This window comes from Streptomyces sindenensis (genome assembly GCF_014649035.1).
In the GTDB taxonomy this organism is placed as follows: Bacteria; Actinomycetota; Actinomycetes; order Streptomycetales; family Streptomycetaceae; genus Streptomyces; species Streptomyces sindenensis.
In genome coordinates this window covers 38,318-64,443 of sequence record NZ_BMSG01000025.1, presented here as the reverse complement: position 1 = coordinate 64,443, position 26,126 = coordinate 38,318, and the positions used below count along the sequence as shown (strand labels likewise).

Annotated in this window: 26 protein-coding genes; 17 read left to right on the top strand and 9 right to left on the bottom strand. The window is 71.3% G+C overall.

The window, feature by feature from the left end:
• Position 1: 1 nt before the first annotated feature.
• Complete coding sequence (locus tag IE145_RS24080) at positions 2 to 1,357, bottom strand: tetratricopeptide repeat protein (protein WP_189527528.1); 1,356 nt, start codon at positions 1,355 to 1,357, stop codon at positions 2 to 4.
• A 169-nt stretch (positions 1,358 to 1,526) separates the two neighbouring features.
• Between IE145_RS24080 and IE145_RS24075 the strand changes: the two genes are divergently transcribed.
• Positions 1,527 to 2,000: a hypothetical protein gene (locus tag IE145_RS24075; RefSeq protein WP_229825782.1), complete on the top strand. Its 474-nt coding sequence runs from the start codon at positions 1,527 to 1,529 to the stop codon at positions 1,998 to 2,000.
• Between the two features lie 32 nt (positions 2,001 to 2,032).
• Here IE145_RS24075 and IE145_RS24070 read toward each other — a convergent pair whose 3' ends face one another.
• From IE145_RS24070 to IE145_RS24050, 5 genes are all read right to left on the bottom strand, one after another.
• Entirely contained in the window at positions 2,033 to 2,488 is a 456-nt protein-coding gene (locus tag IE145_RS24070; protein ID WP_148902305.1) for an NUDIX domain-containing protein, read from the bottom strand.
• A gap of 87 nt (positions 2,489 to 2,575) precedes the next feature.
• Entirely contained in the window at positions 2,576 to 2,947 is a 372-nt protein-coding gene (locus IE145_RS24065) for a hypothetical protein (protein WP_189527526.1), read from the bottom strand.
• A gap of 10 nt (positions 2,948 to 2,957) precedes the next feature.
• Positions 2,958 to 3,356, bottom strand: coding sequence for a hypothetical protein (locus tag IE145_RS24060; protein ID WP_189527525.1), 399 nt, complete (start codon positions 3,354 to 3,356; stop codon positions 2,958 to 2,960).
• Between the two features lie 28 nt (positions 3,357 to 3,384).
• Positions 3,385 to 3,768: a hypothetical protein gene (locus IE145_RS24055; RefSeq protein WP_189527524.1), complete on the bottom strand. Its 384-nt coding sequence runs from the start codon at positions 3,766 to 3,768 to the stop codon at positions 3,385 to 3,387.
• A gap of 49 nt (positions 3,769 to 3,817) precedes the next feature.
• On the bottom strand, positions 3,818 to 4,078 hold the full coding sequence (locus tag IE145_RS24050) for a hypothetical protein (RefSeq protein ID WP_189527574.1): 261 nt from the start codon (positions 4,076 to 4,078) through the stop codon (positions 3,818 to 3,820).
• 284 nt (positions 4,079 to 4,362) lie between these two features.
• Between IE145_RS24050 and IE145_RS24045 the strand changes: the two genes are divergently transcribed.
• From IE145_RS24045 to IE145_RS24030, 4 genes are all read left to right on the top strand, one after another.
• The gene (locus IE145_RS24045; RefSeq protein WP_189527523.1) at positions 4,363 to 5,121 is read left to right on the top strand and encodes a GntR family transcriptional regulator; all 759 of its coding nucleotides are present in this window, start codon (positions 4,363 to 4,365) and stop codon (positions 5,119 to 5,121) included.
• Between the two features lie 79 nt (positions 5,122 to 5,200).
• Positions 5,201 to 5,410 carry a DUF397 domain-containing protein gene (locus IE145_RS24040; RefSeq protein WP_189527522.1) on the top strand — a complete coding sequence of 70 codons (210 nt, stop codon included), beginning with the start codon at positions 5,201 to 5,203 and terminating at the stop codon, positions 5,408 to 5,410.
• A 289-nt stretch (positions 5,411 to 5,699) separates the two neighbouring features.
• Positions 5,700 to 6,674, top strand: coding sequence for a hypothetical protein (locus tag IE145_RS24035; protein WP_189527521.1), 975 nt, complete (start codon positions 5,700 to 5,702; stop codon positions 6,672 to 6,674).
• Between the two features lie 161 nt (positions 6,675 to 6,835).
• The gene (locus tag IE145_RS24030; protein WP_189527520.1) at positions 6,836 to 7,561 is read left to right on the top strand and encodes a dienelactone hydrolase family protein; all 726 of its coding nucleotides are present in this window, start codon (positions 6,836 to 6,838) and stop codon (positions 7,559 to 7,561) included.
• Between the two features lie 79 nt (positions 7,562 to 7,640).
• Here the strand turns inward: IE145_RS24030 and IE145_RS24025 are convergent, their stop codons facing one another.
• Positions 7,641 to 8,549 (bottom strand): sigma-70 family RNA polymerase sigma factor, encoded by a 909-nt coding sequence (locus IE145_RS24025; protein ID WP_189527519.1) that lies wholly within the window; start codon positions 8,547 to 8,549, stop codon positions 7,641 to 7,643.
• A gap of 130 nt (positions 8,550 to 8,679) precedes the next feature.
• On the opposite strand from IE145_RS24025, the gene IE145_RS24020 reads away from it, so the two are divergent.
• Positions 8,680 to 9,036: a DoxX family protein gene (locus tag IE145_RS24020; protein ID WP_189527518.1), complete on the top strand. Its 357-nt coding sequence runs from the start codon at positions 8,680 to 8,682 to the stop codon at positions 9,034 to 9,036.
• 180 nt (positions 9,037 to 9,216) lie between these two features.
• On the opposite strand, the gene IE145_RS24015 is transcribed toward IE145_RS24020, so the two are convergent.
• Positions 9,217 to 9,981 carry a hypothetical protein gene (locus IE145_RS24015; RefSeq protein ID WP_189527517.1) on the bottom strand — a complete coding sequence of 255 codons (765 nt, stop codon included), beginning with the start codon at positions 9,979 to 9,981 and terminating at the stop codon, positions 9,217 to 9,219.
• 342 nt (positions 9,982 to 10,323) lie between these two features.
• Here IE145_RS24015 and IE145_RS24010 point away from each other — a divergent pair, with 342 nt between their 5' ends.
• The 5 genes from IE145_RS24010 to dusB all read left to right on the top strand — a co-directional run bounded on the left by IE145_RS24010 (position 10,324) and on the right by dusB (position 17,461).
• Positions 10,324 to 11,073: an alpha/beta fold hydrolase gene (locus IE145_RS24010; RefSeq protein ID WP_189527573.1), complete on the top strand. Its 750-nt coding sequence runs from the start codon at positions 10,324 to 10,326 to the stop codon at positions 11,071 to 11,073.
• A 257-nt stretch (positions 11,074 to 11,330) separates the two neighbouring features.
• Positions 11,331 to 12,299 carry a dioxygenase family protein gene (locus tag IE145_RS24005; RefSeq protein ID WP_189527572.1) on the top strand — a complete coding sequence of 323 codons (969 nt, stop codon included), beginning with the start codon at positions 11,331 to 11,333 and terminating at the stop codon, positions 12,297 to 12,299.
• A gap of 144 nt (positions 12,300 to 12,443) precedes the next feature.
• Entirely contained in the window at positions 12,444 to 15,155 is a 2,712-nt protein-coding gene (gene rph / locus IE145_RS24000) for a rifamycin-inactivating phosphotransferase (RefSeq protein WP_189527516.1), read from the top strand.
• Between the two features lie 99 nt (positions 15,156 to 15,254).
• Positions 15,255 to 16,223 carry a glutaminase gene (locus IE145_RS23995; RefSeq protein ID WP_189527515.1) on the top strand — a complete coding sequence of 323 codons (969 nt, stop codon included), beginning with the start codon at positions 15,255 to 15,257 and terminating at the stop codon, positions 16,221 to 16,223.
• 89 nt (positions 16,224 to 16,312) lie between these two features.
• Positions 16,313 to 17,461 carry a tRNA dihydrouridine synthase DusB gene (dusB, locus tag IE145_RS23990; protein ID WP_189527514.1) on the top strand — a complete coding sequence of 383 codons (1,149 nt, stop codon included), beginning with the start codon at positions 16,313 to 16,315 and terminating at the stop codon, positions 17,459 to 17,461.
• A gap of 17 nt (positions 17,462 to 17,478) precedes the next feature.
• Here the strand turns inward: dusB and IE145_RS34005 are convergent, their stop codons facing one another.
• Complete coding sequence (locus tag IE145_RS34005) at positions 17,479 to 17,667, bottom strand: UTRA domain-containing protein (protein WP_373296627.1); 189 nt, start codon at positions 17,665 to 17,667, stop codon at positions 17,479 to 17,481.
• 206 nt (positions 17,668 to 17,873) lie between these two features.
• On the opposite strand from IE145_RS34005, the gene IE145_RS23980 reads away from it, so the two are divergent.
• From IE145_RS23980 to ppdK, 6 genes are all read left to right on the top strand, one after another.
• Positions 17,874 to 19,052, top strand: coding sequence for an ABC transporter substrate-binding protein (locus tag IE145_RS23980; protein ID WP_189527513.1), 1,179 nt, complete (start codon positions 17,874 to 17,876; stop codon positions 19,050 to 19,052).
• On the top strand, positions 19,052 to 19,966 hold the full coding sequence (locus tag IE145_RS23975; RefSeq protein ID WP_189527512.1) for an ABC transporter permease: 915 nt from the start codon (positions 19,052 to 19,054) through the stop codon (positions 19,964 to 19,966). The genes IE145_RS23980 and IE145_RS23975 overlap by 1 nt, the downstream gene beginning before the upstream one ends.
• On the top strand, positions 19,954 to 20,958 hold the full coding sequence (locus IE145_RS23970) for an ABC transporter permease (protein ID WP_229825777.1): 1,005 nt from the start codon (positions 19,954 to 19,956) through the stop codon (positions 20,956 to 20,958). The genes IE145_RS23975 and IE145_RS23970 overlap by 13 nt, the downstream gene beginning before the upstream one ends.
• Before the next feature lie 6 nt (positions 20,959 to 20,964).
• A complete protein-coding gene (locus IE145_RS23965) occupies positions 20,965 to 22,140 on the top strand; it encodes an ABC transporter ATP-binding protein (RefSeq protein ID WP_229825776.1) in 1,176 nt (391 codons plus the stop codon).
• Complete coding sequence (locus tag IE145_RS23960; protein WP_189527511.1) at positions 22,137 to 22,820, top strand: HAD family hydrolase; 684 nt, start codon at positions 22,137 to 22,139, stop codon at positions 22,818 to 22,820. The genes IE145_RS23965 and IE145_RS23960 overlap by 4 nt, the downstream gene beginning before the upstream one ends.
• Positions 22,821 to 23,185: 365 nt before the next feature.
• Positions 23,186 to 25,897, top strand: a complete 2,712-nt coding sequence (gene ppdK, locus IE145_RS23955; protein ID WP_189527510.1) for a pyruvate, phosphate dikinase — start codon at positions 23,186 to 23,188, stop codon at positions 25,895 to 25,897.
• Positions 25,898 to 26,126: the final 229 nt, after the last annotated feature.

Genomic DNA, 26,126 nt, shown 5'->3' with positions numbered 1-26,126 from the left:
GCTATGCGGTGGCCCGGACAGCGGCCTTGCGGCGGCGGTCGGCCTCGTGGAGCTCGGCCAGGGAGGGCATGTCGCTGATTCCTTCGGCGGCGCGTCCCTGCCTGATCAACACCTCCGCAACCTCCCACGCAGAGACTTCGGCGTCGGACCGGAGCAGCGCGAGGGCTTCGTCGACGCTTCCGGACTGTTCCAGGATCCACGCAGTGGTGGCTGTCAGCCCGTACATGCCCGCCGGTACGGTCGCGGCGTAGGCGAGGGCCTCCTCGTACCTGCCGGCCTCGCCCAGCAGCCACAGCCGGTTCATGCGGAACCAGGACGGGTGTTCCTCGACGAACTCGGCGTCGCGCTCGTCGAGGATCGTCACGGCGTCGTCGTTGCGCCCCGCCTCGTGGAGGAGGTGGAGGACGCCCTCGAGAAGGCAGGCGTCGTCGGCGTCGAACGTGGGGCGTCCCACCTCAACCGCCTCGTCCAGCCTGCCCCGGCGGCTCAGCAGTTCGATCAGCGGCCAGTGGAAGCGGCCCGGGTGTTCGGCGGTGGCGATGAACCGCCGTAGGACCGTCTCGGCCTCCTCCGCCCGCCCGCGGTCTTCGAGAGCTCTGGCGTAGTACCGCAGGACGGTGTGCGAGTGTTTCCCGGTACCCAGCACGCGCAGCTCCTCCATGCGCCCCTGTCGTTGGAGGAGCTCGGCGTACGCTTCGAGGGTGTTCTGCGTCAGGTAGCGGTCGTCGGCGATATCACCACCCAGAACCCGTACGGCCTCCTCGGCGCGGCCCGACCTCTCCAGAACCTGTGCCTGTAGTTCTTGCGCGTTGCTGGGCTCGCAGTTCCACCGGCCCTCCGCCCGAGCGGTGCGGACCTTCTCGGCTCTCGGTGCGATCAGTTCCAGTACGAGCTCGTCGCGGCCCTGCCCTGCGGTCAGCTCGACCAGGGCCGACAGCAACCACCCCCGATCCAGATGGGGAACCAGAACTTCGATCGCCTCGTCCACTTTTCCGGCCTTGACCAGCACCTCGGCGAAGTTGCGGCACACATGCTCCGGTGCCTGCGTCACGTCGTCAGGGCGGGCCACGTCCAGCGCCTCGTCCACCCGGCCCAGATGCAGCAGGACGTCGGCAGCCTCCCAACGCGCTGGCCTCCAGCCGGCCTCGACGAACGGCTTCAGCACGTTCAGAGCCCGTTCGAACTCGCCGGCCTTGCACAGTTCCCGCGCCGCCGCCTCCGCACAGAACCACTCGGCTCTTTCGCCCGCAGCCTTGATCAGTACGTCCAACTCGCCGCGCTCCAGCAGGAGCTTGACCAGCCGTGGATTGACCCCGCCGTTCGTGCGTATTTGCCAGTCAAGATCATCTATGTTCATGTGCCGACTGTATGGGTGGCCACTGACACAGGGGGCGTGGTGGTGCAGGAGGCCACGCCCGCGTGCACGCCCATGCCGGCCACGGGGAAGGTTCCGTAAACGATTCCTTCACGGCCGTGGGACAGTGCGCGCGCGTGATGTGCTGGGACACCGAAGCGGGGGTGGCGCGTTGGAGACATGCAGGCAGGAAGTCCTGGCCGTGGTCGAGTCGTTGGCGTGTCCGTCGTCCCTGGAGGAGATCGCCGACGCCGTCGAGGCGGTACGCGTACGTGCGCGGCCGCGGTTGACCGAGTTCCACGCCCCCGGGGAGTGTGTCACGGAGGAGGAGGTGCTCGCCCGGCTGCGGGAGTTGAAGGAATCAGGTCAGGTCAAGGGGTACGCACGTGACGTGTGGGTGGGCCTGGGAGTCGATCCGGGCGGAACCGTGCGCCCCACCGGACTGCTGTGGTGGCCGATGGCCAGGTGGAGGGAGGCGGCGGTGCGCCGCGCCCGGCGGGATCTGGTCGAGCGGCGGCGCGCGGAGGCCCGGCAGGAGGAGGAACGCGCGAAGCGGGAAGGCCCGCTGCGTGAGGCGGTGGAGCGGACCCTGGAACAGCGGCGCTGGAACGCCCGGCACCCCTACGAGGGCCTCGATCCCTTATGACCGTGGCGTGGGTCGCTGGTGCCGCGAAGCCATCAACGTATGCCTGTGAAGGCTGCCTTGGCGCGATCCAGCATGCGCGTGGCGTCGGCAGCGGCAGGTGAAAGCACCGTGTCGTCCCGTACGTCAGCGAGAGGCACCCATACCGCCGCCTCGGTGGAACCGTCCACCTCGGTCACCGTGGGTGTCCCTTCCCCGAGAGCCACCGCGTAGAACAACGCGGTCAGGCTCCAACTCACCCCGTTTCTCCGGGCCGAGTATGTCCTCGCGTCGAGCAGGTGAGCCTCGACCAGTTCAAGGCCCGTCTCTTCCAGGAGTTCGCGGGCCAGCGCCTCGACGGGCTGTTCGCCCGGATCGATGCCCCCACCGGGCAGGTGCCACAGCCCTGGCATGAAGACGGGCGAGGCATCCGACAACCTGGCCAACAACAGCCGGCCATCCCGCACGGCGATGGCATACGCCGAAATACGTTTCCTCACCTGGGTGTTCACCGGCCCCATTCTCCCGCCATTCCTTCCTGCGCCGGACGATGTCAGTCGGAACCCTGGCGATGTCCTGCTCAGGTTCTCCGGCTCCGCCTATCGGAACAGGTGGGGGTGCTGTCGGGCCAGATGCCGGGTGATGGCTTCGTCGGTGGGGTCGGTGATCTCCCAGCTGTGTCCGGAGGGGTGTCCGGCGAAGAGTCCGCAGGCGTCGTCGGTGTTGTGGGGGTCGCGGTCGGGGCACCAGGGGAGCGGGAGGAGCCGGGCGCGCTCCCGGTTCCACCGGATCCAGACGGCGCTTCCGGGGCGTCCGCCCTCGTCCCACAGCATCGCGCAGTGGTCGCCGTCGTGGTTCTCGCCGAGTTCGCACAGGACGTGCCCGGCCTCGGGGCGGTGGTCTTCGGGGGCGGAGAGGGCGAGTACGTGCTCCGGCGGGGGCAGCAGTGCGACGGCGGTGCACTGGTTCATGGTTGCGGGGTCACCCTTCGGGAGAGTCGCCGGAGACGAACTGCTCCGCGATCAGGTCGCCGAGCGGGTCGGTCACGTCCCAGGAGTGGGCTGCGGTGTGGTGGTCGAAGAGCGCGCACCGCCGTACGAGTCCGGAGTCGAGCCGGCGCAGGACGGCGGGGCACCAGGGCGCGGTCTCGGCCCGGTGGGTGCGCTGGGGGCCGCTGCCGGTCCAGTAGAACCAGAGGGCCGGTGAGTCGGGCGTTCGGCCGGGCCGGAGGTAGGCGGCGTGCTCGGTTCGTTGGTCGTGGTGCTCGCCGAGTTCGCACAGGACGTAGGGCTCGGGGTCTGCGGAGCTGTCCGCTTCGGGGGTGGTGAGCCGCAGCACGGCATCGGGAGGGAGAAGGGTGACGGCGGTGCACTGGAGCACGGGGTTCACCTCCGGTTCGTGTCGGGGGCTATCGGTCGGCGGGGTGGCTGTGCCACCCGGCGAGGGTCAGGCTCAGCCCGACGGCGGGATCGGAGACGGTGAACAGCGCGGGGAACCCGGCCTCCAGGGCCCGTATCGCGTGGTCCTGGTGCGGGCCGTGGGTGGCCCAGTGGCGCAACTCCTCGGGCGCGTTTGAGCCGTGGAAGTGAACCGGCCGTACGTCCTCGCCGGCCGACAGCCGTACGGGCTCGGGGGTGAGGGGCAGCCCATGGCTGTTGGCCAGGCGGAGCGCCTGCCGCCGGAGCCAGAGGAGGGCGAGCCGCCGGTTGCGTACGACGACCCCGCCGAGGGTGGCGCACCGCTGCCCGTTGGAGACGGTGACCTCTGCGGCGTATTCCGTCACGCGCCTCATGCGGACGGCCCGGGTCCGTCGTGGGCGGGATGCGGATGCCGGTCCGGATTCACAGGACCTCACCCCGGCTGCGGGCGTTGAGCCGTGCGGTACGGGCGCGGAGCTGCTCTATGAGGAGCGCGGGGCGTACGTGGCGGGGCTCGGCCTCCCACTCCGCACCGCCCCCGACGGGCCTCAGCGACCAGTAGGGGCCGGCGGGCCCCCGGAACTCGCCCACGCGGTCGGCGCGGCTGGTGTCGACCAGGAGGGTTCCGAGGGCGGGGAGGTCGGAGGGCTCCTGGTTATTCGGGCATAAGTTCTCGCCGTACATCGATCGCTCCTCGTGTCGGCGCAGCACGGCTGCCGAGCGTGGCGCTTCTAAGTCACCACTCGCGTTGACATCTCTAGAGAACTCTAGATCTCTAGAGATGTCAACGCGGCTGTTGGAGCTGGCTCAGCTCTGCATCGCCGACGGGGTGAGGCAGGCCGCGCGAGTCGACTCACGCTTCACGCACAATGCCCAGGTCAGGCGAGTGAAGCGACTCGCGCGGCCTCCCGGATGTCGCGCGAGTACCTTGCGCGACTAGGCTGCCTGGAGAGGAGAGGAACCCGTAGATGGCTACCGACGCCACTGGCCGTGAGCCCAAGTACCAGCGGATCGCGAAAGCCTTGAAGGCAGAGATCCAGTCAGGGGCATTGGAGCCTGGGGCGCGCCTCCCGGGTGAGAACGACCTCATGTCGCAGTACGGCGTTGCACGCATGACGGCCCGGCAAGCCTTGGGTGTGCTCCAGAGTGAAGGCCTGACGGAAGCGCGGAAAGGTGTCGGAGTCTTTGTACGGGCTTTCCAACCGCTGAGGCGCCGTGGGATTCCGCGATTGATGCGCGAGCAGTGGGGATCTGGACGTTCCGTTTGGGATGCCGACCTCGGGGATCGGGACCTGACAGTTGACCAGGTGGAAGTCCGCGACGGGGCCGCCTCGGAGAACGTGGCGCGCGTGCTCGGTCTCGAAGAAGGTGAGCGGGTCTGGCTGAGGAGCCGCCGGTTCGTGCTGGACGGCAAACCCGTACTGCTCTCGACCTCGTACCTCCCGGCATCTCTGGTAGAGGGCTCAGCGATCACTCAGCCGGACACAGGGCCCGGCGGGATCTACGCTCGGCTGGCCGAACTTGGTTACGGCCCGGTCCACTTCCGGGAAGAGATCCGCTCACGCATGCCGTTGCCCGAGGAGGCGGCGAAGCTCAGTCTTCCGGCCGGGACGCCCGTCATGCTCATCTGTCGGACTGCCTTCGCGGAAGAGGGGCGTGTGGTGGAGGTCAACGAGATGGTGCTCGACGCCGCCGCGTACGTCCTGGAGTACGACTTCGACGCGTAACGTCGCCCGGGTCGAGGCCCTCTGGTGCCCGTTCGGTCCCGTCGTGCATGGTGGTGCTTCCTGCGGCGAAGGGACACCCGTGATGCCTGAGTCTCCCCGATGGTTCAAGTCCTCGTACAGCTCCAACGGCGGCGACTGCATCGAGGTCGCCGCCAACCTCGCCGCCGCGCGCGGCATCGTCCCGGTCCGTGACTCCAAGGTCGTGGAGGGGCCCGTGGTCGAGGTCCCCGCCACCGCGTTCTCGGCGTTCGTCGTCGGCGTCCGGAGCGGGACGTTCGACACCGTCTGACGAACAGCACAGCAAGATGCCCCGCCGTGCCGCGCACGGTGGGGCATCTTGCTGTGCGCCCGGTGGGCCCAGCGCACCGCGCCGTGCGGCACCTGCCTGAGGTCCGCCCCGGCCGACGCGTACGGTTCGTGCTCAGCGAGCCGGCCCGTGATCCGACCGAGCGGACACGGATCACGGCTCCGAGGGCACTCGCGCTACCCGCGGTCTGCCCTCCTGTCCCTTCCCCCGGACCGACGTTCCGCCGCACGCTGTGGTCCGAGGTGTAGTCCACGACCGGGGGTGAGCGCCCGTGCGCGCACACAGCAGCGAGAAGGAAGAGGCCGAGCAGCGGTCCCCGCAGGGGCGGACGACGGGCTTCGCGGACACCGACCCCTTTGGCGGACCGCACCACCACCTGCCACGGGCGGCGGGCAACGCGGCCGTCGCACGCGCGATCGCCCGGGAGCGGCAGGAGGCGCACGGAGAGGCCGGGCAGGCGGCCCCGCAGACCGCCGGGCCGGACCGCGGCTCCGGGGCCGCGCCCATCCAGCGGACCGCGGACGAGGAACTGCGCGAGGCGAAGACGCCCGAGCAGATCGTCGCCGCCCTCAAGAAGTCGGGGCACTCGGAGGACGACGCCTGGGAGCTCATGAAGTACATGACGTCCCAGCAGTTCCCGGCGGGCGAAGGACAGGCCGACTTCGACATGCTCGGCAGCATCAAGGACGCATCCGAGGCACTGCAGAAGGTCAAGGCCGTTCGCCGGAGGATGGCCGCGCCGCTGTTGGCCAAGCGGTGGACGATCCGCCACTACACCGGCAGCGACCCGAACACCCCGCCGGGCTTCCAGGAGATCGCGTCGACCTACGACAACGCGGCCGCGGGCAGGGCGAGCGAACACACGAACGTCGCGGACTGGCGCTCCCTCGGCAACATCAAGTTCACCTTCTACCTGGTGGCCGTGGACGGCCAGGTTCCCCCGCGCAACTGGCTCAACAACACGCACTGGTACGCCGAGTGGGACCTCGAACAGATTCCGGAGTGCTGGGTCTCTCCGGACCTGCTGGAGAGGATGAACAAGCCGATGGACGCGGACGGGGCACGAACGGCGATGCAAGGGGCCAGGGCGTTCCGCGGCACCGGGGCACAGCTCAAGGAACTGCTGGCGATCAGCGCCTTCGGTGCAGGCAACGACCCGGCTTCCGCTCTGGACACGGCCATCGGCGGCGCGTTCGAGCTCAAGGTCCCCGACGGTCTGCCGGTCGCCGAGTGGCACAAGAAGTAGGCCGCGCTCGTCGAGTCGGTCCTGGGCCTGCGCACGAGGTCCCCACCTCACCCCCTCCCTTCCCTTCCCTGCCCTTCCCCTCCCTCCCCGTGACCGACGGCTGCTCTGCCAACGGCGAATATCGCGCCGCGCGGGCGTGGCAGTCAGTACCGTCCAGCCGCATGACGACGATCACGACCCGTACGGTCACCTACCCGGCCGACGACCTGACGATGGTCGGACACCTGGCCCTCCCGGCCGGTGCCGGGCGGCGGCCCGCCGTTCTGATCGGGCCGGAGGGGGTGGGGCTCAGCGACGTCGAGCGCCGCCGGGCCGAGGCGCTGGCCGAGCTGGGGTACGTGGCGCTGGCCTTCGACCTCCACGGCGGGCGCTATTTGGGAGACCCGGACGCCATGCTGGCCCGCTGCCTGCCGCTGCTCGCCTCCCCCGAACGGCTCCGGGGAATCGGGTACGCCGCGCTCGACGTGCTGCGTGCCGAACCACGGGCCGACCCCGGCCGGACCGCTGCCGTCGGCTACGGCACCGGGGGCGCGGTCGCCCTGGAGCTCGGCCGTGACGGCGTCGACCTGCGTGCGATCGCCACGGTCAACGCCCTGACCACCGGTCGGCCGGGGGAGGCGGCACGCATTCGCTGTCCGGTGTGGGCCGGGGTCGGATCGGAGGACCCGATCATGCCCCCCGCCCAACGGGACGCGTTCACCGCGGAGATGCAGGCCGCGGGCGTCGACTGGCGGCTCGTGGTGTACGGGGGAGCCCTGCACGCCTTCCACCACCCGCCGGTCGGCCACACCGTGCGCCCCGGCGTCGGCCACCACCCACGGCACGCCCGGCGAGCCTGGTGCGACGTCGTCGCTCTGCTCGCGGAGTGCCTGCCCGTCACGGAGTGATCCGATCGCCGCGGGCATCCGGGGCGGACCTTCCCAGCCCCTCCGAGCCTCGCCCCGCCCCGCAGGGCGATGGTGCCCGTCAGCGCGTATCGCGAGCGGAAGGCAGGACCCCTGCCTCCGGAGGGGTCAGCGGCTCGGGGGCGTCGAACCGGTCGTCGGCTCGTACCGGCCGCAACGCGATGCGGGTGATCCGGCCCCCCGACGTGCCGATCTCGATCAGGACGAGGGGGTGCCCGCCCGGGGCGATGACGTACATCGGGCAGCCGTTCACGGTGAGCCGGCAGGCCGCACGGATGCCCTCGCGGAACTGCCCGGTCTCGGCCGCGATGCCGGCGGCGCCGGTCACGATGGTGCGACCGCCGTGCGGCAGGAGTGCCGCGTCGGCGTCACGGACGCTGTCCGGCGCGAGCAACTGAACCATTCTGCGTGTGTCGCCGGTACGGGCCGCCGCCATGAAGGCGTCCACGAGCTGCTGATCGGCGCGGCCGGTGTGCTCCGCGTCCGGGCGGGCGCCGGCGGGGGCGAGGCGTCGGCGTGCCCGGCTGGCATGCTGCTTGGAACTGGGCACGGTCGTGCCCAGCACCTCCGCGATCCGGTCGAACGGCGTGGCGAACAGGTCGTGCAGGACGTAGGCGACCCGTTGCGGCGGGGTCAGCCGGTCCAGCAGCACCATCAGCGCCCGTGAGACATCCTCGGCGCGGAGGACCGCCTCGTCCGCGGCCAGGTCCTCCGCCGGGACGGCGTCCGCGAGCAGCGGTGCTTCCTTGCGGCGGTGTCGGGCACGCAGCTCGTCCAGGCAGACCCGGGCGGTGACCGTGGTGAGCCAGGCTGTCGGGTTCTCGACCGGCGGTGCCGACCGGGCGGCGGCTGCTCGTACCCATGCGGTCTGGACAGCGTCCTGGGCATCCTGGGCCGAGCCGAGGATGCGGTGGGCGACGGACAGGAGACGCGGTCGGGCGGTCTCGAATTCTGCGGCCGTGATCGGCAAGGGTGTCACCTTTGTGGGAGGGCGGACGTCAGGAGGGTCGGTTGAACCTTTCCTGTCCGCCTTCCTGCCGTGCTTCCCGGCACGGCTCCCGAGGAGATGAGAATGCCATGAGCCGACAGACGGTGAACACATGACCTCCGTACTGCTCATCGCCACCGTGACGAGTCTCGTCGCGAACGTGTCCATCGCTTTCGCGGACTACGTACGGGCACCCTTCGTGCTGGCCAATTCCGCCGAGGTACGCGTTCCGCCCGCGGCGTTGCCCTACCTGGCAGCCCTCAAACTCGCCGGCGCCGCGGGCCTTGCCATCGGTCTGTTCGGTGTCCACGGGCTGGGTCTGGCGGCCGCGGTCGGACTGACGCTGTTCTACGTCGGCGCGATCCTGGCCCATGTCCGTGCGCGCGTGTTCCACAACATCGCTTTCCCGGGTGTGTTCCTGCTGCTCGCCGTCGCCTGCGTCGGCTTCTTCGCGGGCGGAGGAGCATGACCGTCCTCCGGCTGGGCCCCGGCTTTCCCGGCCGAGTCGGAGGCGCCCAGCAACTCCGGTAGACGGAAGGCCATCGGTGGGGTGGTCCACGAGGGGCACCCCAGGCCGCGCAGGCGCAGCGGCGGGGCCGGGGCCCGACGCGCTTGCGACGGGCTGCGGCCCCGCCGCCGTCACCTCACTTCACTTCACCACGACGTTGTCCCCGGACGACTTCGACGCCCCGGTGGTGGTGTTGCCGTAGTACGCCCAGCGCCACGTACCGGTTCTGGAGGCCTTCACGGTCGTTTTGAGGTTGCCCGAGCCGTCCGCGTAGATCTTCTTCACCGTGGTGTAGGAGGTGGAGCCGGAGGGCTTGAACTGCAGGCTGACGTGGCGGCCGCCGTAGGAGGCGTACTTCCTGGTCTCCCAGTTGGCCCGGGTCACCTTGCCCGTCACGGTGATGGTCCTGCCCTTCGCCACCGGTTCGGGCGACGCGTTCACGGTCAGACGGGAGTTGCGCTGGACGTACACCGCCATGCCCTTGTCGTCGGTGTCACCGCCGCCGTCCTTGAACCGCACCTCGGCCCCGACCCGCCAGACCCCGGCCTCGCTGTTGCGCATGTCCCACACGCTCGGGTCGAAGTACATCGTCTCGTTGATGTCGCAGACGCCGATCCGGTTGGGGCAGTCGTTCGTCTCGATCGAGTGCCACAGCTGCTCCTTCCCCTTGTCGCGGTGGAGGAACACCAACCCCGGCTGCTTCCACTGCTTCGTGGTCGTCATCCGGAAGGACGCGGGCACCGCGACCTCGTTCGTCGTCCCGATCACGATCGGCTTGCCGCCGTTCACCTGGATACGGCTGAACGAGGCCCCGCCCTCGGCCGCCCCGGCCGGCGCCGCGGCCACGGCCGTGAACACCGCGGCCGCACCACCGGCCACGACGGCTCTCCAGACCTGCTTCCCCACCTGATCCCCGATCTCCGTACGGAAAGGCGCCGGAGGTTCACCCCTCCGGCGATCTTCAGACGTCCGGCAGCCGCCCAGGGTTGTGCACCCGTGCATCACGATGGGGCATCGTCCGGGGCGTACGTTCTCGTGGACGGGATCGGTCACGCGCCGCCCGCCCGGCTCGCCGCCCACGTGCGCCAGGAGCGCCCGCGTGGCGTCCGGGCCCAGCCCCCGCTCGAAAGGGGCGGCGGCGGACCTGGATCAAGGGCTACTTTCTCGTCCCGAACACGGACATGGATCACGGAGCGGGGACGGGGGCGGACTGTGCGGGCGACCACGGTGACGGCGGGCGGTGACCGGATGCGCTGGGTGGAGCTGCCGGGGGAGGAGCCGCCCCGCGTATACGTACACGGCCTGGGGGCGACGTCGCCCGCCTACTTCACCGAGGTCGCGGTGCATCCGCTGCTGGCAGGGCGGCGTTCGCTGCTCATCGATCTGCTGGGGCACGGGCTGAGCGACCGGCCGACGGACTTCGACTACACCCTTCAATCGCACGCCGACGCCCTCGCGCGGGCCCTGGAGTCGGCGGGCGTCACCGGTGCCGAAGTGATCGCGCACAGCATGGGCGGCTCGGTGGCCGTCGTGCTCGCGGCCCGGCACCCCCGTCTGGTCTCCCGGCTGGTCCTGGTCGACGCCAACCTCGATCCGCTCACGCCCGTGCCCGGGGCGGGCGGCAGCAGCGGTATCGCCGCGTACGGGGAGAAGGAGTTCCTGGCCGGTGGCTGGGAAGAGGTCCGGGACCGGGTGGGGCCCGGCTGGTGGTCCACCATGCGCCTCACCGGCCGCGAGGCCCTGCACCGTACGGCCACCCATCTCGTCCGGGGGACCGTTCCCACCATGCGGGAACTGCTGGTGGAGCTGGAGATTCCCCGTACCTACCTGCTGCCGGAGGCGGACGGGCCGCTCCCGGGCGCCGAGGCGCTCACCCGGGCCGGGGTGTCCGTCGTCCCCGTCCCGGACTGCGGCCACAACATCATGCTGGACAACCCGGAGGGCTTCGTACGCGCCACGGCGGCGGCGCTCACGTCTCCTCGGGGGCGGACGGCGTGACCCGCTCGACGAACTGAACGATCACGGCCGTGGAGGCCGACACCGCCTTCGGCCTGCTGGAGCCTTCGCTCGCCGACCACGCATCGGCCTGCGTGCGGAGCCTTCTCAGCGGGCTCACAGCTCATGCCGAGGCCGGTCACGGGTTCGGCGGTGATGGTGGGAGCAGCGGGGTCGACGTACCCCGTTGTCCCGCACCGCTGACGGAAGGCGCGCACGCGATGAGTGAGCCGAAACCCGGCATGACGCCGAAACCCGGCATGACGCCCGAAGGCCCCGCCTACCAGGGGCGCCCGCTGCCGTACCCGGAGGAAGAGGTCGTCGACCAGGGCCTGGGGTTCGACCTCGGCACGCTGCACTCGCGCAGAAGGGTCCTGGGCTTGTTCGGTGGGGTCGGCGGGATGGCCGCCCTCGCGGCGTGCGGCTCGGGCTCCACGCCCGCGAACCGTACCTCCGCCTCTCCCTCCGCCTCGTCCTCCGCGGCGGTGGACTCCTCGCTGACGGAGATCCCCGACGAGACCAACGGCCCCTACCCCGCGGACGGAACGAACGGAGTCAACGTCCTGGACAAGGACGGCATCGTCCGGCGCGACATCCGGTCCGGCTTCGGAGACTCGGGTGCGACGGCCCAGGGAATCCCCCTCACCTTCGAACTCACCGTGCTGGACATCGTCGAGGGCGGCGAGCCGATGGCCGGTGCGGCCGTCTACGCCTGGCAGTGCGACCGGGACGGCAAGTACTCGCTGTACTCCGAAGGGATCGAGGACGAGAACTATCTGCGCGGCGTACAAGTGGCGGACAGCCGGGGCCGGGTGACGTTCGTCAGCGTCTTCCCCGCCTGCTACCCGGGGCGCTGGCCGCATGTGCACTTCGAGGTGTACCCCGACCTCGACTCGGTCACCGACTACGGCAAACGGCTGTCGACCTCCCAACTGGCGCTGCCCGAGAAGGTCTGCGACGCCGTGTTCGCCACGACCGGTTACGAAGCCTCTGTCGCCAACCTCGCCCGGCTCACCCTCAAGACCGACAACGTCTTCGGCGACGACGGCGGTGCCCACCAGCTCGCCGCCACCACCGGATCCCCGAAAGCCGGCTACACGGCGACCCTCACCGTGCCCATCGACACCAGCACCGAACCCGCCGGGGGCGACGCACCGGGCGGAGGCGGACCGGGCGGAGGGAGCGGCGGAGGCCCGGGGGGACAGCCGCCCAGCGGGGCACCCCGCTGAACCCCCGGGTGAGAAGGACGCCCGAGGGCGCCGGGGCTCGTACGCAGCACAAAGGCGAGGAGACACCTCTCCTCGCCACTCTCAACTTATAGCGCACAGGGGGTCTTGCCGCAAGGCCCCGGGTGGGGCTCAGAATGTCCGCCTATGCCACAGCCTGCGGAAGACACCTGGAATGACGACGTGCGCGACAAGAAGTTCGACGAGGGACGCGAAGGGGGCGGCGTGAGCGGGTCGTACGTGCTCGGTCTCGGCGAGGTCGACGAGGACCGGGCCGGGCTCGTCGGAGGGAAGGCGGCCCATCTCGGTGCGCTCTCCCGGATCGACGGGGTCCGGGTGCCGGACGGTTTCTGCGTGACGACGGACGCCTACCGGCGGGTCGTGGCGCGGACTTCGGCCGTCGACGCGCTGCTCGACCGGCTGGCGGACGCCGACCCGGACGACCGGCAGGCGGTGCGGGAGCTCAGCGCGGAGGTCCGGCGGGCCGTCGAAGGGGCGGGGCTCCCGGACGACCTGGCGGCCGAGATCGCCGGGGCGGTCGCCCGGTCCGGTGAGGGGGCCGCGTACGCCGTGCGGTCCAGCGCGACGGCGGAGGACCTGCCGACGGCCTCGTTCGCCGGGCAGCAGGACACGTACCTGAACGTCGTGGGGACCGCGGCGGTCCTCCGGCACATCAGCCGGTGCTGGGCCTCGCTGTTCACCGAGCGCGCGGTGACCTACCGGCGGCGCAACGGGATCGACGACCGGACGGTCCACATGGCCGTGGTCGTCCAGCGCATGGTCTTCCCGGACGCGTCCGGGGTCCTGTTCACCGCCGACCCCGTCACAGGCAACCGGCGGACCGCCACCGTGGACGCCGGGTTCGGGCTCGGCGAGGCGCTGGTCTCCGGGCTGGTGAACCCGGACGTCTTCGCCGTGCGGGACGGCGAGGTCGTCGCCAGGACGATCGCCGTCAAGGAGCGCGCCGTTCACGCTCTGCCGGGCGGCGGCACGCGGGAGGTGACGGTCGGACCGGAGCAGCGGGAGCGACCGGCGCTGACCGATGCGCAGGCGGTGGAGCTCGCGCGGCTCGGACGGCGGATCGAGGCCCGCTTCGGGTGTCCGCAGGACATCGAGTGGTGCCTGACCGACGACGGGTTCCGGATCGTGCAGAGCCGCCCGATCACGACGCTGTTCCCCGTCCCGGCCCCCGGGCCCCTGCCGGAGGCCGCGGAGGACGGCCGGACCCCGAGCCTCTACGTCTCCGTGGGCCATCAGCAGATGATGACCGACGCCATGAAACCGCTGGGCTGGTCCATGTGGCAGCGCACCGCCATGGTGCCGATGCACGAGGCCGGCGGGCGGCTGTTCGTCGACGTCACCCCGCGGCTGGCCTCGCCCGCGTCCCGCGCCGCTCTTCTGGACATCCTGGGGAAGAGCGACCCGCTGGTCAGGGATGCCCTGGAAACGGTGCTGGAGCGGGACGGGTCCGCTCCGCCGGTTCCGGACGCGGACCCCGTCGGCCCTCCGGCGGGCAGCCCGTCCGAGGCCCCGGTGACCGAGGCCGATCCGGCCGTCGTCGCGGAGCTGGTCGAACGCAGCGAGACGTCCCTCGCCGCCCTCGAACGCGACATCCGGACGAAGAGCGGCCCGGAGCTGTTCGACTTCCTGGCGGAGGCGTTCGAGGAGCACAAGCGCGTGCTCGGCGACCCGGTGAGCATGCGGGCGATCACGGCGGGGATGGAGGCCACATGGTGGCTCAACGACAAGCTGGGGGAGTGGCTGGGCGAGAAGAACGCCGCTGACACGCTCACGCTCTCCGCCCCCGGCAACATCACGTCCGAGATGGGTCTCGACCTGCTCGACGTGGCCGACGCGATCCGCCCCCACCCCGAGGTGGTGGCATTCCTGAACGGCGTGGACGTACGGGACGCCGCCTTCCTGGACGAGCTCGTGAAACTGCCCGGCGGCTCCCGTGCGCGCGAAGCGATCGAGACGTACCTCGGCCGCTACGGCATGCGCTGCGTCGGCGAGATCGACATCACACGGCCCCGGTGGAGCGAGCGCCCCGCCACCCTGGTCCCGCCGATCCTCGACAACGTCCGGAACTTCGGGCCGGGCGCCGCCGAGCGCCGCTTCGAGCAGGGGCGGCAGAAGGCGCTCCGGGCCGAGCGGGACGTGCTGTCCCGGCTGCGGGCCCTGCCGGACGGGGATCAAAAGGCCGACGAGACGAAGCGGATGATCGACCAGGTGCGGGCGTTCGCCGGATACCGGGAGTACCCGAAGTACGGCATCGTCTGCCGCTACTTCCTTTACAAGCAGGCCCTGTTGGCAGAGGCCGGGCGGCTCGTGCGGGACGGTGTGCTCGCCGAGCGGGAGGACGTCTACTACCTCACCTTCCAGGAGCTGGAAGACGTCGTCCGCTCCCGCCGGGTCGACGACCGGCTGATCGCACGGCGCAGGGAGGAGTTCCGGTCGTACGAGACGCTCACCCCGCCCCGGGTGCTGACCTCGGACGGCGATGCCGTCACCGGCTCGTACCGGCGTAACGACGTGCCGACGGGCGCGCTTGCCGGTCTCGCGGTCTCCACCGGGAGCGTCGAGGGACGGGCGCGCGTCATCCTCGACCTGGCCGACGCCGAGCTGGAGGAGGGCGACATCCTGGTCACACGGTTCACCGACCCCAGCTGGTCCCCGCTGTTCCTCGGCGTCGCGGGACTGGTGACGGAGGTGGGCGGCCTGATGACCCACGGCGCGGTGATCGCCCGCGAGTACGGACTGCCCGCCGTCGTGGGGGTGGACCGGGCCACCCGGCTGATCCGGGACGGCCAGCGCATCCGCGTACACGGGACGGACGGGTACGTCGAGATCCTGGACTGACGGGGGCGAGGAGGCGGGCCCCGCACGGCGGGTTCGTCGTGCCGGGGCATTCCGGGCATCCTTGTCCCGGTCCCGCTCCTCTCCCCGTCAGGAATCGCCGTGTCCCACGCCTCCGCCGCCGCCCCGGCGAGCAGTGCCGCTCCGCGCTCCGGCCCGCACCGCTTCAGCTCCGTCATCAGCCGCATAGCCGAGGAGATGGCCGCCCGCGACGACCACGGCACGCCCGCCGACTACATCCCGATGCTCGCGGGCGTCGACCCCCGGCGCTTCGGCATGGCCGTCGCCGAGCCGGACGGGACGGTGTACGGGGTCGGGGACTGGCGGCAGCCGTTCTCGACCCAGTCCATCTCCAAGGTCTTCGCCCTGGCCCTGGCGCTCTCCCTGGACGGCGAGCGGATCTGGCGGGGCGTGGGCCGTGAGCCGTCGGGCAATCCCTTCAACTCCCTGGTGCAGTTGGAGTACGAGAACGGGATCCCCCGCAACCCGTTCATCAACGCGGGCGCCCTGGTGGTGACCGACCGGCTCCAGACGCTGACCGGGGACGCCGCCGGGCAGGTGCGGGAGCTGCTGCGCGAGGAGAGCGGCAACCCCGCCATCGACTTCGTACCGGAGGTCGCCGGGTCCGAAGCGGCCCACGGCGACCGCAACGCCGCGCTGGCCCACTTCATGGCCTCCTACGGCAACGTCACGCTCCCGGTCCCCGAACTCCTCGCCGCCTACTTCCGCCAGTGCTCCATCGAGGCGTCCTGCGCGGACCTGGCCCTCTCGGCCGGGTTCCTCGCCCGGCACGGCGTCCGGGCCGACGGGTCCGCGCTGCTGACCCGCAGCCAGGCCAAGCAGGTCAACGCGGTCATGCTCACCTGCGGTACGTACGACGCGGCCGGGGAGTTCGCCTACCGGGTGGGGCTGCCCGGCAAGAGCGGCGTCGGCGGCGGGATCATCGCCATCGTGCCCGGGGAGTGCACCCTGTGCGTGTGGAGCCCGGGGCTCGACCGGCGCGGCAACTCGGTGGCCGGCGTGGCGGCGCTCGACCGGTTCACCACGCTCACCGGGCTGTCCGTCTTCTGAGGCACCGCCTCGGGGTCTCGGGCCGACGCCCAGCGGTGTACGCCGGACGACCGGCCCGCCACCCGTCCGGCGTACGCGACAATGGAGCAATGACCACGCTCGCCCCCGCCCTCCCGCAGCTCCGTATCGGCCCGCACACCGTGCAGCCGCCGGTCGTGCTGGCCCCGATGGCCGGCATCACCAACGCCCCCTTCCGGACGCTGTGCCGGGAGTTCTCCGGGGGCAAGGGGCTGTTCGTCAGCGAGATGATCACCACGCGGGCGCTGGTCGAGCGCAACGAGAAGACCATGCAGCTCATCCACTTCGACGCGACCGAGACCCCGCGCTCGATCCAGCTGTACGGAGTGGACCCGGTCACCGTCGGAAAGGCCGTCCGCATGATCGTGGACGAGAATCTCGCCGATCACATCGACCTGAACTTCGGCTGCCCGGTCCCCAAGGTCACCCGCAAGGGCGGCGGCTCCGCGCTCCCGTACAAGCGGCCCCTGCTGCGGGCCATCCTGCGGGAAGCCGTCTCGGGCGCCGGTGACCTCCCCGTCACGATCAAGATGCGCAAGGGCATCGACGACGACCACCTCACCTTCCTCGACGCCGGGCGCATCGCCGTCGAGGAGGGCGTGACCGCCGTCGCCCTGCACGGGCGCACCACCGCCCAGCACTACGGCGGCACCGCCGACTGGGACGCCATCGCCCGGCTCAAGGAGCACGTCCCGGAGATCCCCGTCCTCGGCAACGGCGACATCTGGTGCGCCGACGACGCCCTGCGGATGATGCGCGAGACCGGCTGCGACGGCGTGGTCGTCGGGCGCGGGTGCCTCGGGCGGCCCTGGCTCTTCGCCGATCTGGTCAGCGCCCTGGAGGGGCGCGGCGAACGGCACGCGCCCACCCTGCGGGAGGTCGCCGACGTCATGGTGCGCCACGCCACGCTGCTGGGGGAGTGGATCGGCGACGAGGCGCGGGGCGTCATCGACTTCCGCAAGCACGTCGCCTGGTATCTCAAGGGTTTCGCGGTCGGCTCCGAGATGCGCAAGAAGCTCGCCATCACCTCCTCCCTGGAGGAGCTGGGCGGCCAGCTGCACGAGCTGGACCTCGACCAGCCCTGGCCCGACGGCGCCGACGGGCCCCGCGGACGGACCTCCGGCAACAACCGGGTCGTCCTCCCGGACGGCTGGCTCAAGGACCCGTACGACTGCTCGGGCGTCAGCGCCGACGCGGAGCTGGACACCTCCGGCGGCTGAAGCGGTACGGGAGGGGCTCACCCCGCCACGCCCCGCCCCGCCCGCCGCTCCACCCTCACCGGCTCGCCGTCCAGGTGCCGAAGCCGCAGGACGTACAGGACCTCGCTGCCCGGCCCGACGTCCAGGCGGGCCGCCTCCTCGCGAGCGGCCCACGGGCCCCCGTCGGTCAGCGCCCCGAGCTGCGCACAGGTGCTGGTCCGGGACATGGGTCGGTCCTCACCTTGGCCCTCCCTCCGGGGCCGGCCGAGCACGGCTTCCGTACCTGCCAAAACCCCGATATCACCGGCTTCCCTCTTCCTCGGCTCTTGCGGCACCGGCCATCGGACGTTAACTCCTCGGACATCTGAGCCGGGCGAACTGATGCCAGCTTGTATGAACAAGTGGCCCTCACTTCGCTTCCGGGAGACAGACCGTGCACAGAGCCCGACCCCGCCCCCTCACGCGTGCCAACGGCCGTGCCGTTGCCGCTCTCGCCCTCTCCACCGCCGCCCTCACCGCCCTCACCGCGTGCGGCGCCGCGCCCGAGGAGAAGGCCGCCACCGGGGTGAACGGGGTGAAGTCGACCGAGGCGACCTCGGTCGCCGACTTCGGCGGGATGGAGAAGCTGGTCGCCGCCGCCGAGAAGGAGGGCGAGCTGAACGTGATCGCCCTGCCGCCGGACTGGGCGAACTACGGCGAGATCATCAAGGCCTTCCAGGCCAAGTACAAGGTCAGGATCAAGAGCGAGACCCCGGACGCCTCAAGCTCCGACGAGATAGCCGCCGTCAAGTCCCGCAAGGGCCAGAAGCGCGCCCCCGACGTCCTCGACCTCGGCATCGCCTTCGCCCGCAGCGGCGCCGCCGAGAACCTCTTCGCCCCGTACAAGGTCACCGCCTGGGACCGGATCCCCGACAGTCAGAAGGACGCCGACGGCCGCTGGTACAACGACTACGGCGGCTACGTCTCCATCGGCTGCGACGCCGCCCGCATCACCACCTGCCCCGAGACCTTCGCCGATCTGCTCAAGCCCGAGTACAAGGGGAAGGTCGCGCTCAACGGCAACCCGACCAAGTCCGGCTCCGCGTTCGGCGGCGTGTACGCGGCCTCCCTCGCCAACAAGGGCTCGTTCGGCGACATCCAGCCCGGCATCGACTTCTTCGGCAAGCTGAAGAAGAGCGGCAACTTCATCCCCGTCGAGTCCACCCCGGCCACCGTCGAGAAGGGCGAGACGCCCATCAGCATCGACTGGGACTACCTGAACGCCGGGTACGCCGACCAGTTCAAGGGCAAGGGCGTCGACTGGAAGGTCTCCGTGCCGGCCGACGGCGTGTACGCCCAGTTCTACTCGCAGGCCATCAACAAGGACGCCCCGCACCCGGCCGCCGCCCGCCTGTGGATGGAGTACCTCTACAGCGCCGAGGGCCAGAACCTCTGGCTCAAGGGGTACGCCCGCCCCGTGCTGCTGCCCGCCATGACCGAGGACGGCACCGCCGACAAGGCCTTCGTCGCCAAGCTGCCGAAGGTCGAAGGCACCCCGGCGTTCCCCAGCTCCGATGAGCTGGACGAGGCCAACGCCACCCTCGCCGAGAACTGGGACAAGGCCGTCTCCTGATGACCGTCCCGCACCCGTCCGCCGCCCCGGGCCCCGGGGCGGCCGCCGAGCAGGGCGGCGGCCGGGCCCGCCGCCGCCCGTCCCGCGTCTGGCTCGGCGCGCTCCCGCTGCTCGTCTTCGCCGGGCTCTGCTTCGGACTGCCCGCCGGGGCCCTGCTGTACGGGGCGTTCACCCGCACCGATCCGGTCGCCGGGACCACCGAGTTCACCGGCGAGCACCTCTCGCGCTCGCTCCAGGGGCCCTACCTCACCTCGCTCACCGGCAGCGTCCAGCTCTCCGCGCTGACCGCCGCCCTCGCCACCGTGCTCGGGGTGCTCATCGCCCAGGCCGTCGTCACCTCCCGGCGCGGCGCCCTGCGCGGCGCGGTCCTCACCGCCTCCGGGGTGCTCGCCAACTTCGGCGGGATCCCGCTCGCCTTCGCCTTCGTCGCGACCCTCGGCATCTCCGGGGTCGTCACGGAGCTCGGGCACCTGGACGCCCTCGGCTGGAACCTCTACTCCTTCACCGGGCTCACCGTCATCTACCTCTACTTCCTCGTCCCGCTCATGGTCCTCGTCGTCGTCCCCGCGCTGGACGGACTGCGCCCCCAGTGGCGCGAGGCCGCGCTCAGCACAGGGGCCTCCACCGGGCAGTTCTGGCGCCACGTCGGCCTGCCCGTCCTCGCGCCCTCGCTGCTCGGCGGGTTCGTCCTGCTCTTCGGCAGCGCCTTCGCCGCGCACGCCACCGCCGCCGCCCTCGTCGGCGGCTCCGTCCCGCTGGTCACCCTGAAGATCGCCGACGCCCTCTCGGGCAACGTCCTGGTCGGCCAGGAGAACGTGGCCCTGGCGCTCAGCCTCGACATGATCGTGATCGCCGGACTGGTGATGGCCGTCTACCTGCCCCTCCAGCGACGGAGTTCCCGATGGCTGCGCTGACCCCCGTCTCCCTTTCTCCCGACTCCACGCCCCCCGACTCCCCGTCCCCGGTTTCCCCGGGAGCCGTGCCCGTCACGGCCCGCCGCCGCCGGCCCCGCTACTGGCGCGGGGCCGTGCTCACCGTCGCCGGGCTGTACTTCCTCACCCCGCTGATCTCCTCGTTCGTCTTCACCGTCCATGTGCCGGGGCAGGGCCTCACCTTCGCCGCGTACAGCGGGATCCTGTCGGCCGACGGCTTCACCGAGAGCCTCTTCCTCTCGCTCTCCCTCGCCGCCGCCACCATCGCGCTCGCCCTGCTGCTCGTCGTACCCGCCCTGGTCGCGGTCCGGCTCGGGCCGCCCCGGCTGCGCGCCGTCGTCGAGATCGTCTGCATGCTGCCGCTGGTGGTGCCGCCGATCGCGCTGGTCACCGGGATCGCCACGGTGCTGCGCTGGGGGCCCGACCACTTCTCCCGCACGCCGCTCTACCAGACCTTCCTCGCCGTGCAGAACGAGTCGTTCCCGGTGGTGCTGGTCCTCGCCCACACCGTGCTGGCGCTGCCGTTCGTGCACCGCTCGCTGGACGCGGGGCTCCGCGCGGTCGACGTGCCCACGCTGGTGGAGGCGGCCCGGAACTGCGGGGCCGGGCGGCTGTACGTGATCCTCCGCGTCATCCTGCCCAATCTGCGCTCCTCCCTCGCCGGGGCCTCCTTCCTCACGCTGGCCCTGGTGCTCGGCGAGTACACCGTCGCCTCGCTGCTGGGCTTCCGGCCGTTCGCGGTGTGGATCGTCTCCGTCTCCGGCGCCGAGGCCCGGATGTCGGTCGCGGTGTCCCTGCTCTCCCTGCTGATCACCTGGGCCCTGCTGCTCGTTCTCTCCCGCGCCGGAAGCGGCCCGTCCGCCGGCGCCCCGGCCGCCGGTGCCGCCTCAGGAGCCGCTGCCTCAGGAGCCGTCGCCTCCAAAACCGCCACCACCGCGTCCGCCGCCCCCGCCCCCGTACCCGGCAAGGAGTAGCCGCCCATGTCAGCCCTGCCCGTCCCGCCCGCCGCCACCGCCGACCGCCGTCCAGGTCCGGCGCGGGCCGCCGGGGGCGCGCCCTCCGCCGCCGGAGCCCGGGTGGAGTTCCGCTCGCTGCGCCGCGCGTTCGGCCCGACCGTCGCCCTCGACGGGCTCGACCTCACCGCCGAACCCGGCGAACTCCTCGCCCTCCTCGGCCCCTCCGGCTGCGGCAAGACCACCGCGCTGCGGGTGCTCGCCGGGTTCGAGCAGCCGGACTCCGGCGAGGTCCTGGTCGACGGCGAGGACATCACCCGGGTCCCCGCCAACCGGCGGGACGCCGGAATGGTCTTCCAGTCCTACAGCCTCTTCCCGCACCTGAACGCCCGCGACAACGTGGCCTTCGGGCTGCGCGTACGGAAGGTGTCCGCCGCCGAGCGGCACGCCACCGCCGCCGAACTCCTCGACCTGGTCGGGCTGCCCGACCACGGCGGCCGCTTCCCGCACCAGATGTCCGGCGGCCAGCAGCAGCGCGTCGCCCTGGCCCGCGCGCTCGCCCTGCGCCCCCGGGTGCTGCTGCTGGACGAGCCGCTCTCGGCACTCGATGCCAAGGTCCGGCTCGCCCTCCGCGAGGAGATCCGCCGCCTTCAGCTCGCGCTCGGGATCACCACCATCTTCGTCACCCACGACCAGGAGGAGGCCCTTTCCCTGGCCGACCGGGTCGCCGTCCTCAACGCGGGCCGCCTGGAGCAGTGCGCGCCCCCGGCCGAGCTGTACGAACGTCCCGCCACCGCGTTCGTCGCCGAGTTCGTCGGCACCATGAACCGGCTGCCGGGCCGGCTGACCGGCACCGGTTCGGTCGAGGTCGCCGGCCGCACCCTGCCGGTCCTGCCGGCCGACGGCGGGGTCCCGGGCGGCAGCGGGCCCGTCGAGGTCCTGATCCGGCCCGAGGGCGTCCGCGTGGAGGCCGATCCCGAGGGCACGGCCACCGTCGTCTCCGCCTCGTTCCTCGGCTCGGTCACCCGGGTCCTGCTCGACCTCCCGGACGGCGTGGCGGTCAAGGCCGACCTGGCGTCCCGGGACGCCGCCGACCTGCTGCCCGGCGTACGGGCCCGGGTCACGCCCGTACCGCGCCCGGTGCTGGTCGTCCCGGCCGTTCCCGCGACGGACGAGCCGACCGGGAAAGCGGCGACGGCATGAGCGCGCCCGCGCCCGCGGCCGTGCTGTTCGACATGGACGGCACCCTCGTCGACACCGAGGTCCTCTGGTGGGAGACGGCCCACGAGGTCGCCGCCGGACTCGGCCACCGGCTCACCGACGCGGACGCGCCCGAAGTCGTCGGCCGGGCCGTCGCGGACACCGCCGCTCATCTGATCGCGGTGACGGGCGGGACGGCGGACGGGCTGCCCGCCGTCGCCGCCGAGCTCACCGGCTCCTTCCGCCGCAAGGTCGACGCGGGGGCCCCGCTGCGCCCCGGGGCCGCCGCCCTGCTGGCCGCCCTGGAGCGGCACCGGGTGCCGTTCGCCCTGGTCAGCGCCTCACCCCGGAGTGTCGTGGACGCGGTGGTGGCAGGGGCGCTGGCCGAGGCCGCCTTCGCCTTCACGCTCTCGGCCGACGACACCGTACGGACCAAGCCGCATCCCGATCCGTACCTGGCCGCGGCGACCCGGTTCGGGGTCCCGGCGGCGGCCTGCGTCGCCGTCGAGGACTCCCCGGACGGGACCGCGTCCGCGCACGCCGCGGGGTGTGCCGTGCTGGTGGTGCCCTCGCTGCTGCCGGTCGACCCCGCGCGGGGGAGGACCTTCGCCCGTAGCCTGGAAGAGGTGGATCTCGGGGTGCTCAGCGACTGCCTGAGGCGTCCCGAGGCGTCCGGATCCTGAAATCCGGGGTCCGAATCGGGCGTGATTCACGCCACCCTTGATCGGGGTTGCGCTCAGATGAGCGGAATAGGGGCGACTGCACTTCTGGAAGACGTGGCACTCAGTGCCACCCTCTTCTCTTCGAGAAGTGGACTCACCTGCTCCAGTCTCCGCTCAGGTGAGCGGCTATGGTCAAGTTTCGGCCATGCCGCCTTCAGGAGGTGAAGGCAAGGATTCCTGCGCTCCGGCCGGGCGACCCTTTCGATCTGCTGGCGGACGGGTGGTTGCGGCCGCATGACGACCAAGTGGACGTACCCATACACCTTCGATCTGGGTATGTTCCTCGCCGTCAGGGCAGCCACCGCGTCCTCGAGGAGTCGAGACCCGTGTCGGAAAACAAAGATCCCCAGAAGTTCGTCTACGACTTCACCGAGGGCAACAAGGATCTGAAGGATCTTCTGGGCGGCAAGGGCGCCAACCTCGCCGAGATGACCAACCTCGGGTTGCCCGTCCCTCCGGGCTTCACGATCACCACCGAGGCCTGCAAGGTCTACCTGGAGAGCGGTGACGCGCCGACCGCGCTGCGCGACGAGGTGAGTGCGCACCTCACGTCGCTGGAAGAGCGCATGGGCAAGCAGCTCGGCCAGGCCGACGACCCGCTGCTGGTCTCCGTCCGGTCCGGCGCCAAGTTCTCCATGCCGGGCATGATGGACACCGTCCTGAACATCGGCCTCTCCGACGCCTCGGTGGCCGGTCTCGCCACCCAGTCCGGCGACGAGCGCTTCGCCTGGGACTCCTACCGCCGTCTCATCCAGATGTTCGGCAAGACCGTCCTCGGCGTCGACGGCGAACTCTTCGAGGAGGCCCTGGAGGCCGCCAAGCACGCGAAGAAGGTCACGGTCGACACCGACCTCGCCGCGGCCGACCTGAAGAAGCTGGTCAAGCAGTTCAAGAAGATCGTCGAGTCCGAGGCCGGACGCGAATTCCCGCAGGACGCGCGCGAGCAGATGGACCTCGCCATAAACGCGGTCTTCGACTCGTGGAACACCGACCGGGCCAAGCTCTACCGCCGCCAGGAGCGCATCCCCGGCGACCTCGGCACGGCCGTCAACGTCTGCTCGATGGTCTTCGGCAACCTCGGCCCCGACTCCGGTACGGGCGTCGCCTTCACCCGCGACCCGGCCAGCGGCCACCAGGGCGTCTACGGCGACTACCTCCAGAACGCGCAGGGCGAGGACGTCGTCGCCGGTATCCGCAACACGGTGCCGCTCGCCGATCTGGAGTCGATCGACAAGAAGTCGTACGACCAGCTCATGCAGATCATGGAGACCCTGGAGAACCACTACAAGGATCTCTGCGACATCGAGTTCACCATCGAGCGCGGCCAGCTCTGGATGCTCCAGACCCGGGTCGGCAAGCGCACCGCCGGGGCCGCCTTCCGCATCGCCACCCAGCTCGTGGACCAGGGCCTGATCGACGAGGCCGAGGCCCTCCAGCGGGTCAACGGCGCCCAGCTCGCCCAGCTGATGTTCCCGCGCTTCGACGTCGAGGCGAAGACCGAGCTGCTCGGCCGGGGCATCGCCGCCTCGCCCGGTGCCGCCGTCGGCAAGGCCGTCTTCGACTCGTACACCGCGATCAAGTGGTCCCGCTCCGGCGAGAAGGTCATCCTGATCCGCCGCGAGACCAACCCCGACGACCTCGAAGGCATGATCGCCGCCGAGGGCATCCTCACCTCGCGCGGCGGCAAGACCTCGCACGCCGCAGTCGTGGCGCGCGGCATGGGCAAGACCTGTGTCTGCGGCGCCGAGGACCTGGAGGTCGACACCAAGCGCCGCCGGATGACGGTGGGCGGCATCGTGATCGAGGAGGGCGACCTCGTCTCGATCGACGGCTCCACCGGCAAGGTCTACCGGGGCGAGGTACCCGTCGTACCGTCCCCGGTCGTCGAGTACTTCGAGGGCCGCATGCACGCGGGCGCCGACGACGCCGACGAGCTGGTCGCCGCCGTGCACCGGATCATGGCGTACGCGGACCGGGTGCGCCGGCTGCGCGTACGGGCCAACGCCGACAACGCCGAGGACGCCCTGCGGGCCCGCCGCTTCGGCGCCCAGGGCATCGGCCTGTGCCGCACGGAGCACATGTTCCTCGGCGAGCGCCGCGAGATGGTCGAGAAGCTGATCCTCGCGGACACCGACGACGAGCGCGAGACCGCTCTCGCCGCCCTGCTCCCGCTCCAGAAGGCCGACTTCATCGAGCTGTTCGAGTCGATGGACGGGCTGCCCGTCACCGTCCGCCTCCTGGACCCGCCGCTGCACGAGTTCCTGCCCGACATCACCGAGCTGTCGGTCCGCGTCGCGCTCGCCGAGTCCCGCAAGGACGCCAACGAGAACGACCTGCGGCTCCTCCAGGCCGTGCACAAGCTGCACGAGCAGAACCCGATGCTGGGCCTGCGCGGCGTGCGCCTCGGCCTGGTCATCCCCGGTCTGTTCGCCATGCAGGTCCGGGCGATCGCCGAGGCCGCCGCCCACCGCAAGAACGCCAAGGGCGACCCGCGCGCCGAGATCATGATCCCGCTCGTCGGCACGGTCCAGGAGCTGGAGATCGTCCGCGAGGAGGCCGACCGGGTCATCGAGGAGGTCCAGGCCGCCACCGGCACCGACCTCAAGCTGACCATCGGCACCATGATCGAGCTGCCGCGCGCCGCGCTGACGGCGGGCCAGATCGCCGAGGCCGCGCAGTTCTTCTCCTTCGGCACGAACGACCTGACCCAGACGGTGTGGGGCTTCTCCCGCGACGACGTGGAGGCTTCCTTCTTCACCGCGTACCTGGAGAAGGGCATCTTCGGGGTCTCCCCGTTCGAGACGATCGACAAGGACGGCGTCGGCTCGCTGGTCCGCAGCGCCGTCGAGGCCGGCCGGGCCACCCGCCCGGACCTCAAGCTCGGCGTCTGCGGCGAGCACGGCGGCGACCCGGAGTCGGTGCACTTCTTCCACGAGGTGGGCCTGGACTACGTGTCCTGCTCGCCCTTCCGCATCCCGGTCGCCCGTCTTGAGGCCGGCCGGGCCGCAGCCGAGTCCCGGGGCAGTGACAGCCGCTGACCCGGACTCACGGTCCGGGGTGCACGAACACCCCGGACCTCAGGGGCAGGGCTGCACGAACAGCCCTGCCCACCGACCAAGGCCGCCGAGCGGCCTGCCCCTCCGGGACCGCCCCGGAAGCCGAGCCCGGCCCTCACCGGGCGCACCGGCCCGGCGGCGGCCCCGGAGCACCGAGAAGCGGCGGCACCCTGTGCGGGGGTGCCGCCGCTTCGCTGTGCCGCCGCTTCGC

Coding starts and splice junctions, on each gene's coding strand:
- IE145_RS24020 (WP_189527518.1), top strand. CDS start 8,680: ATGACCTCCGTACTGCTCATCGCCACCGTGACGAGTCTCGTCGCGAAC.
- IE145_RS23965 (WP_229825776.1), top strand. CDS start 20,965: ATGTCAGCCCTGCCCGTCCCGCCCGCCGCCACCGCCGACCGCCGTCCA.
- IE145_RS23975 (WP_189527512.1), top strand. CDS start 19,052: ATGACCGTCCCGCACCCGTCCGCCGCCCCGGGCCCCGGGGCGGCCGCC.
- IE145_RS24005 (WP_189527572.1), top strand. CDS start 11,331: ATGACGCCCGAAGGCCCCGCCTACCAGGGGCGCCCGCTGCCGTACCCG.
- rph (WP_189527516.1), top strand. CDS start 12,444: ATGCCACAGCCTGCGGAAGACACCTGGAATGACGACGTGCGCGACAAG.
- IE145_RS24065 (WP_189527526.1), bottom strand. CDS start 2,947: ATGAACCAGTGCACCGCCGTCGCACTGCTGCCCCCGCCGGAGCACGTA.
- IE145_RS24050 (WP_189527574.1), bottom strand. CDS start 4,078: ATGTACGGCGAGAACTTATGCCCGAATAACCAGGAGCCCTCCGACCTC.
- IE145_RS24010 (WP_189527573.1), top strand. CDS start 10,324: ATGCGCTGGGTGGAGCTGCCGGGGGAGGAGCCGCCCCGCGTATACGTA.
- IE145_RS34005 (WP_373296627.1), bottom strand. CDS start 17,667: ATGTCCCGGACCAGCACCTGTGCGCAGCTCGGGGCGCTGACCGACGGG.
- IE145_RS24045 (WP_189527523.1), top strand. CDS start 4,363: ATGGCTACCGACGCCACTGGCCGTGAGCCCAAGTACCAGCGGATCGCG.
- dusB (WP_189527514.1), top strand. CDS start 16,313: ATGACCACGCTCGCCCCCGCCCTCCCGCAGCTCCGTATCGGCCCGCAC.
- IE145_RS24080 (WP_189527528.1), bottom strand. CDS start 1,357: ATGAACATAGATGATCTTGACTGGCAAATACGCACGAACGGCGGGGTC.
- IE145_RS23960 (WP_189527511.1), top strand. CDS start 22,137: ATGAGCGCGCCCGCGCCCGCGGCCGTGCTGTTCGACATGGACGGCACC.
- IE145_RS23970 (WP_229825777.1), top strand. CDS start 19,954: ATGGCTGCGCTGACCCCCGTCTCCCTTTCTCCCGACTCCACGCCCCCC.
- IE145_RS24055 (WP_189527524.1), bottom strand. CDS start 3,768: ATGAGGCGCGTGACGGAATACGCCGCAGAGGTCACCGTCTCCAACGGG.
- IE145_RS24030 (WP_189527520.1), top strand. CDS start 6,836: ATGACGACGATCACGACCCGTACGGTCACCTACCCGGCCGACGACCTG.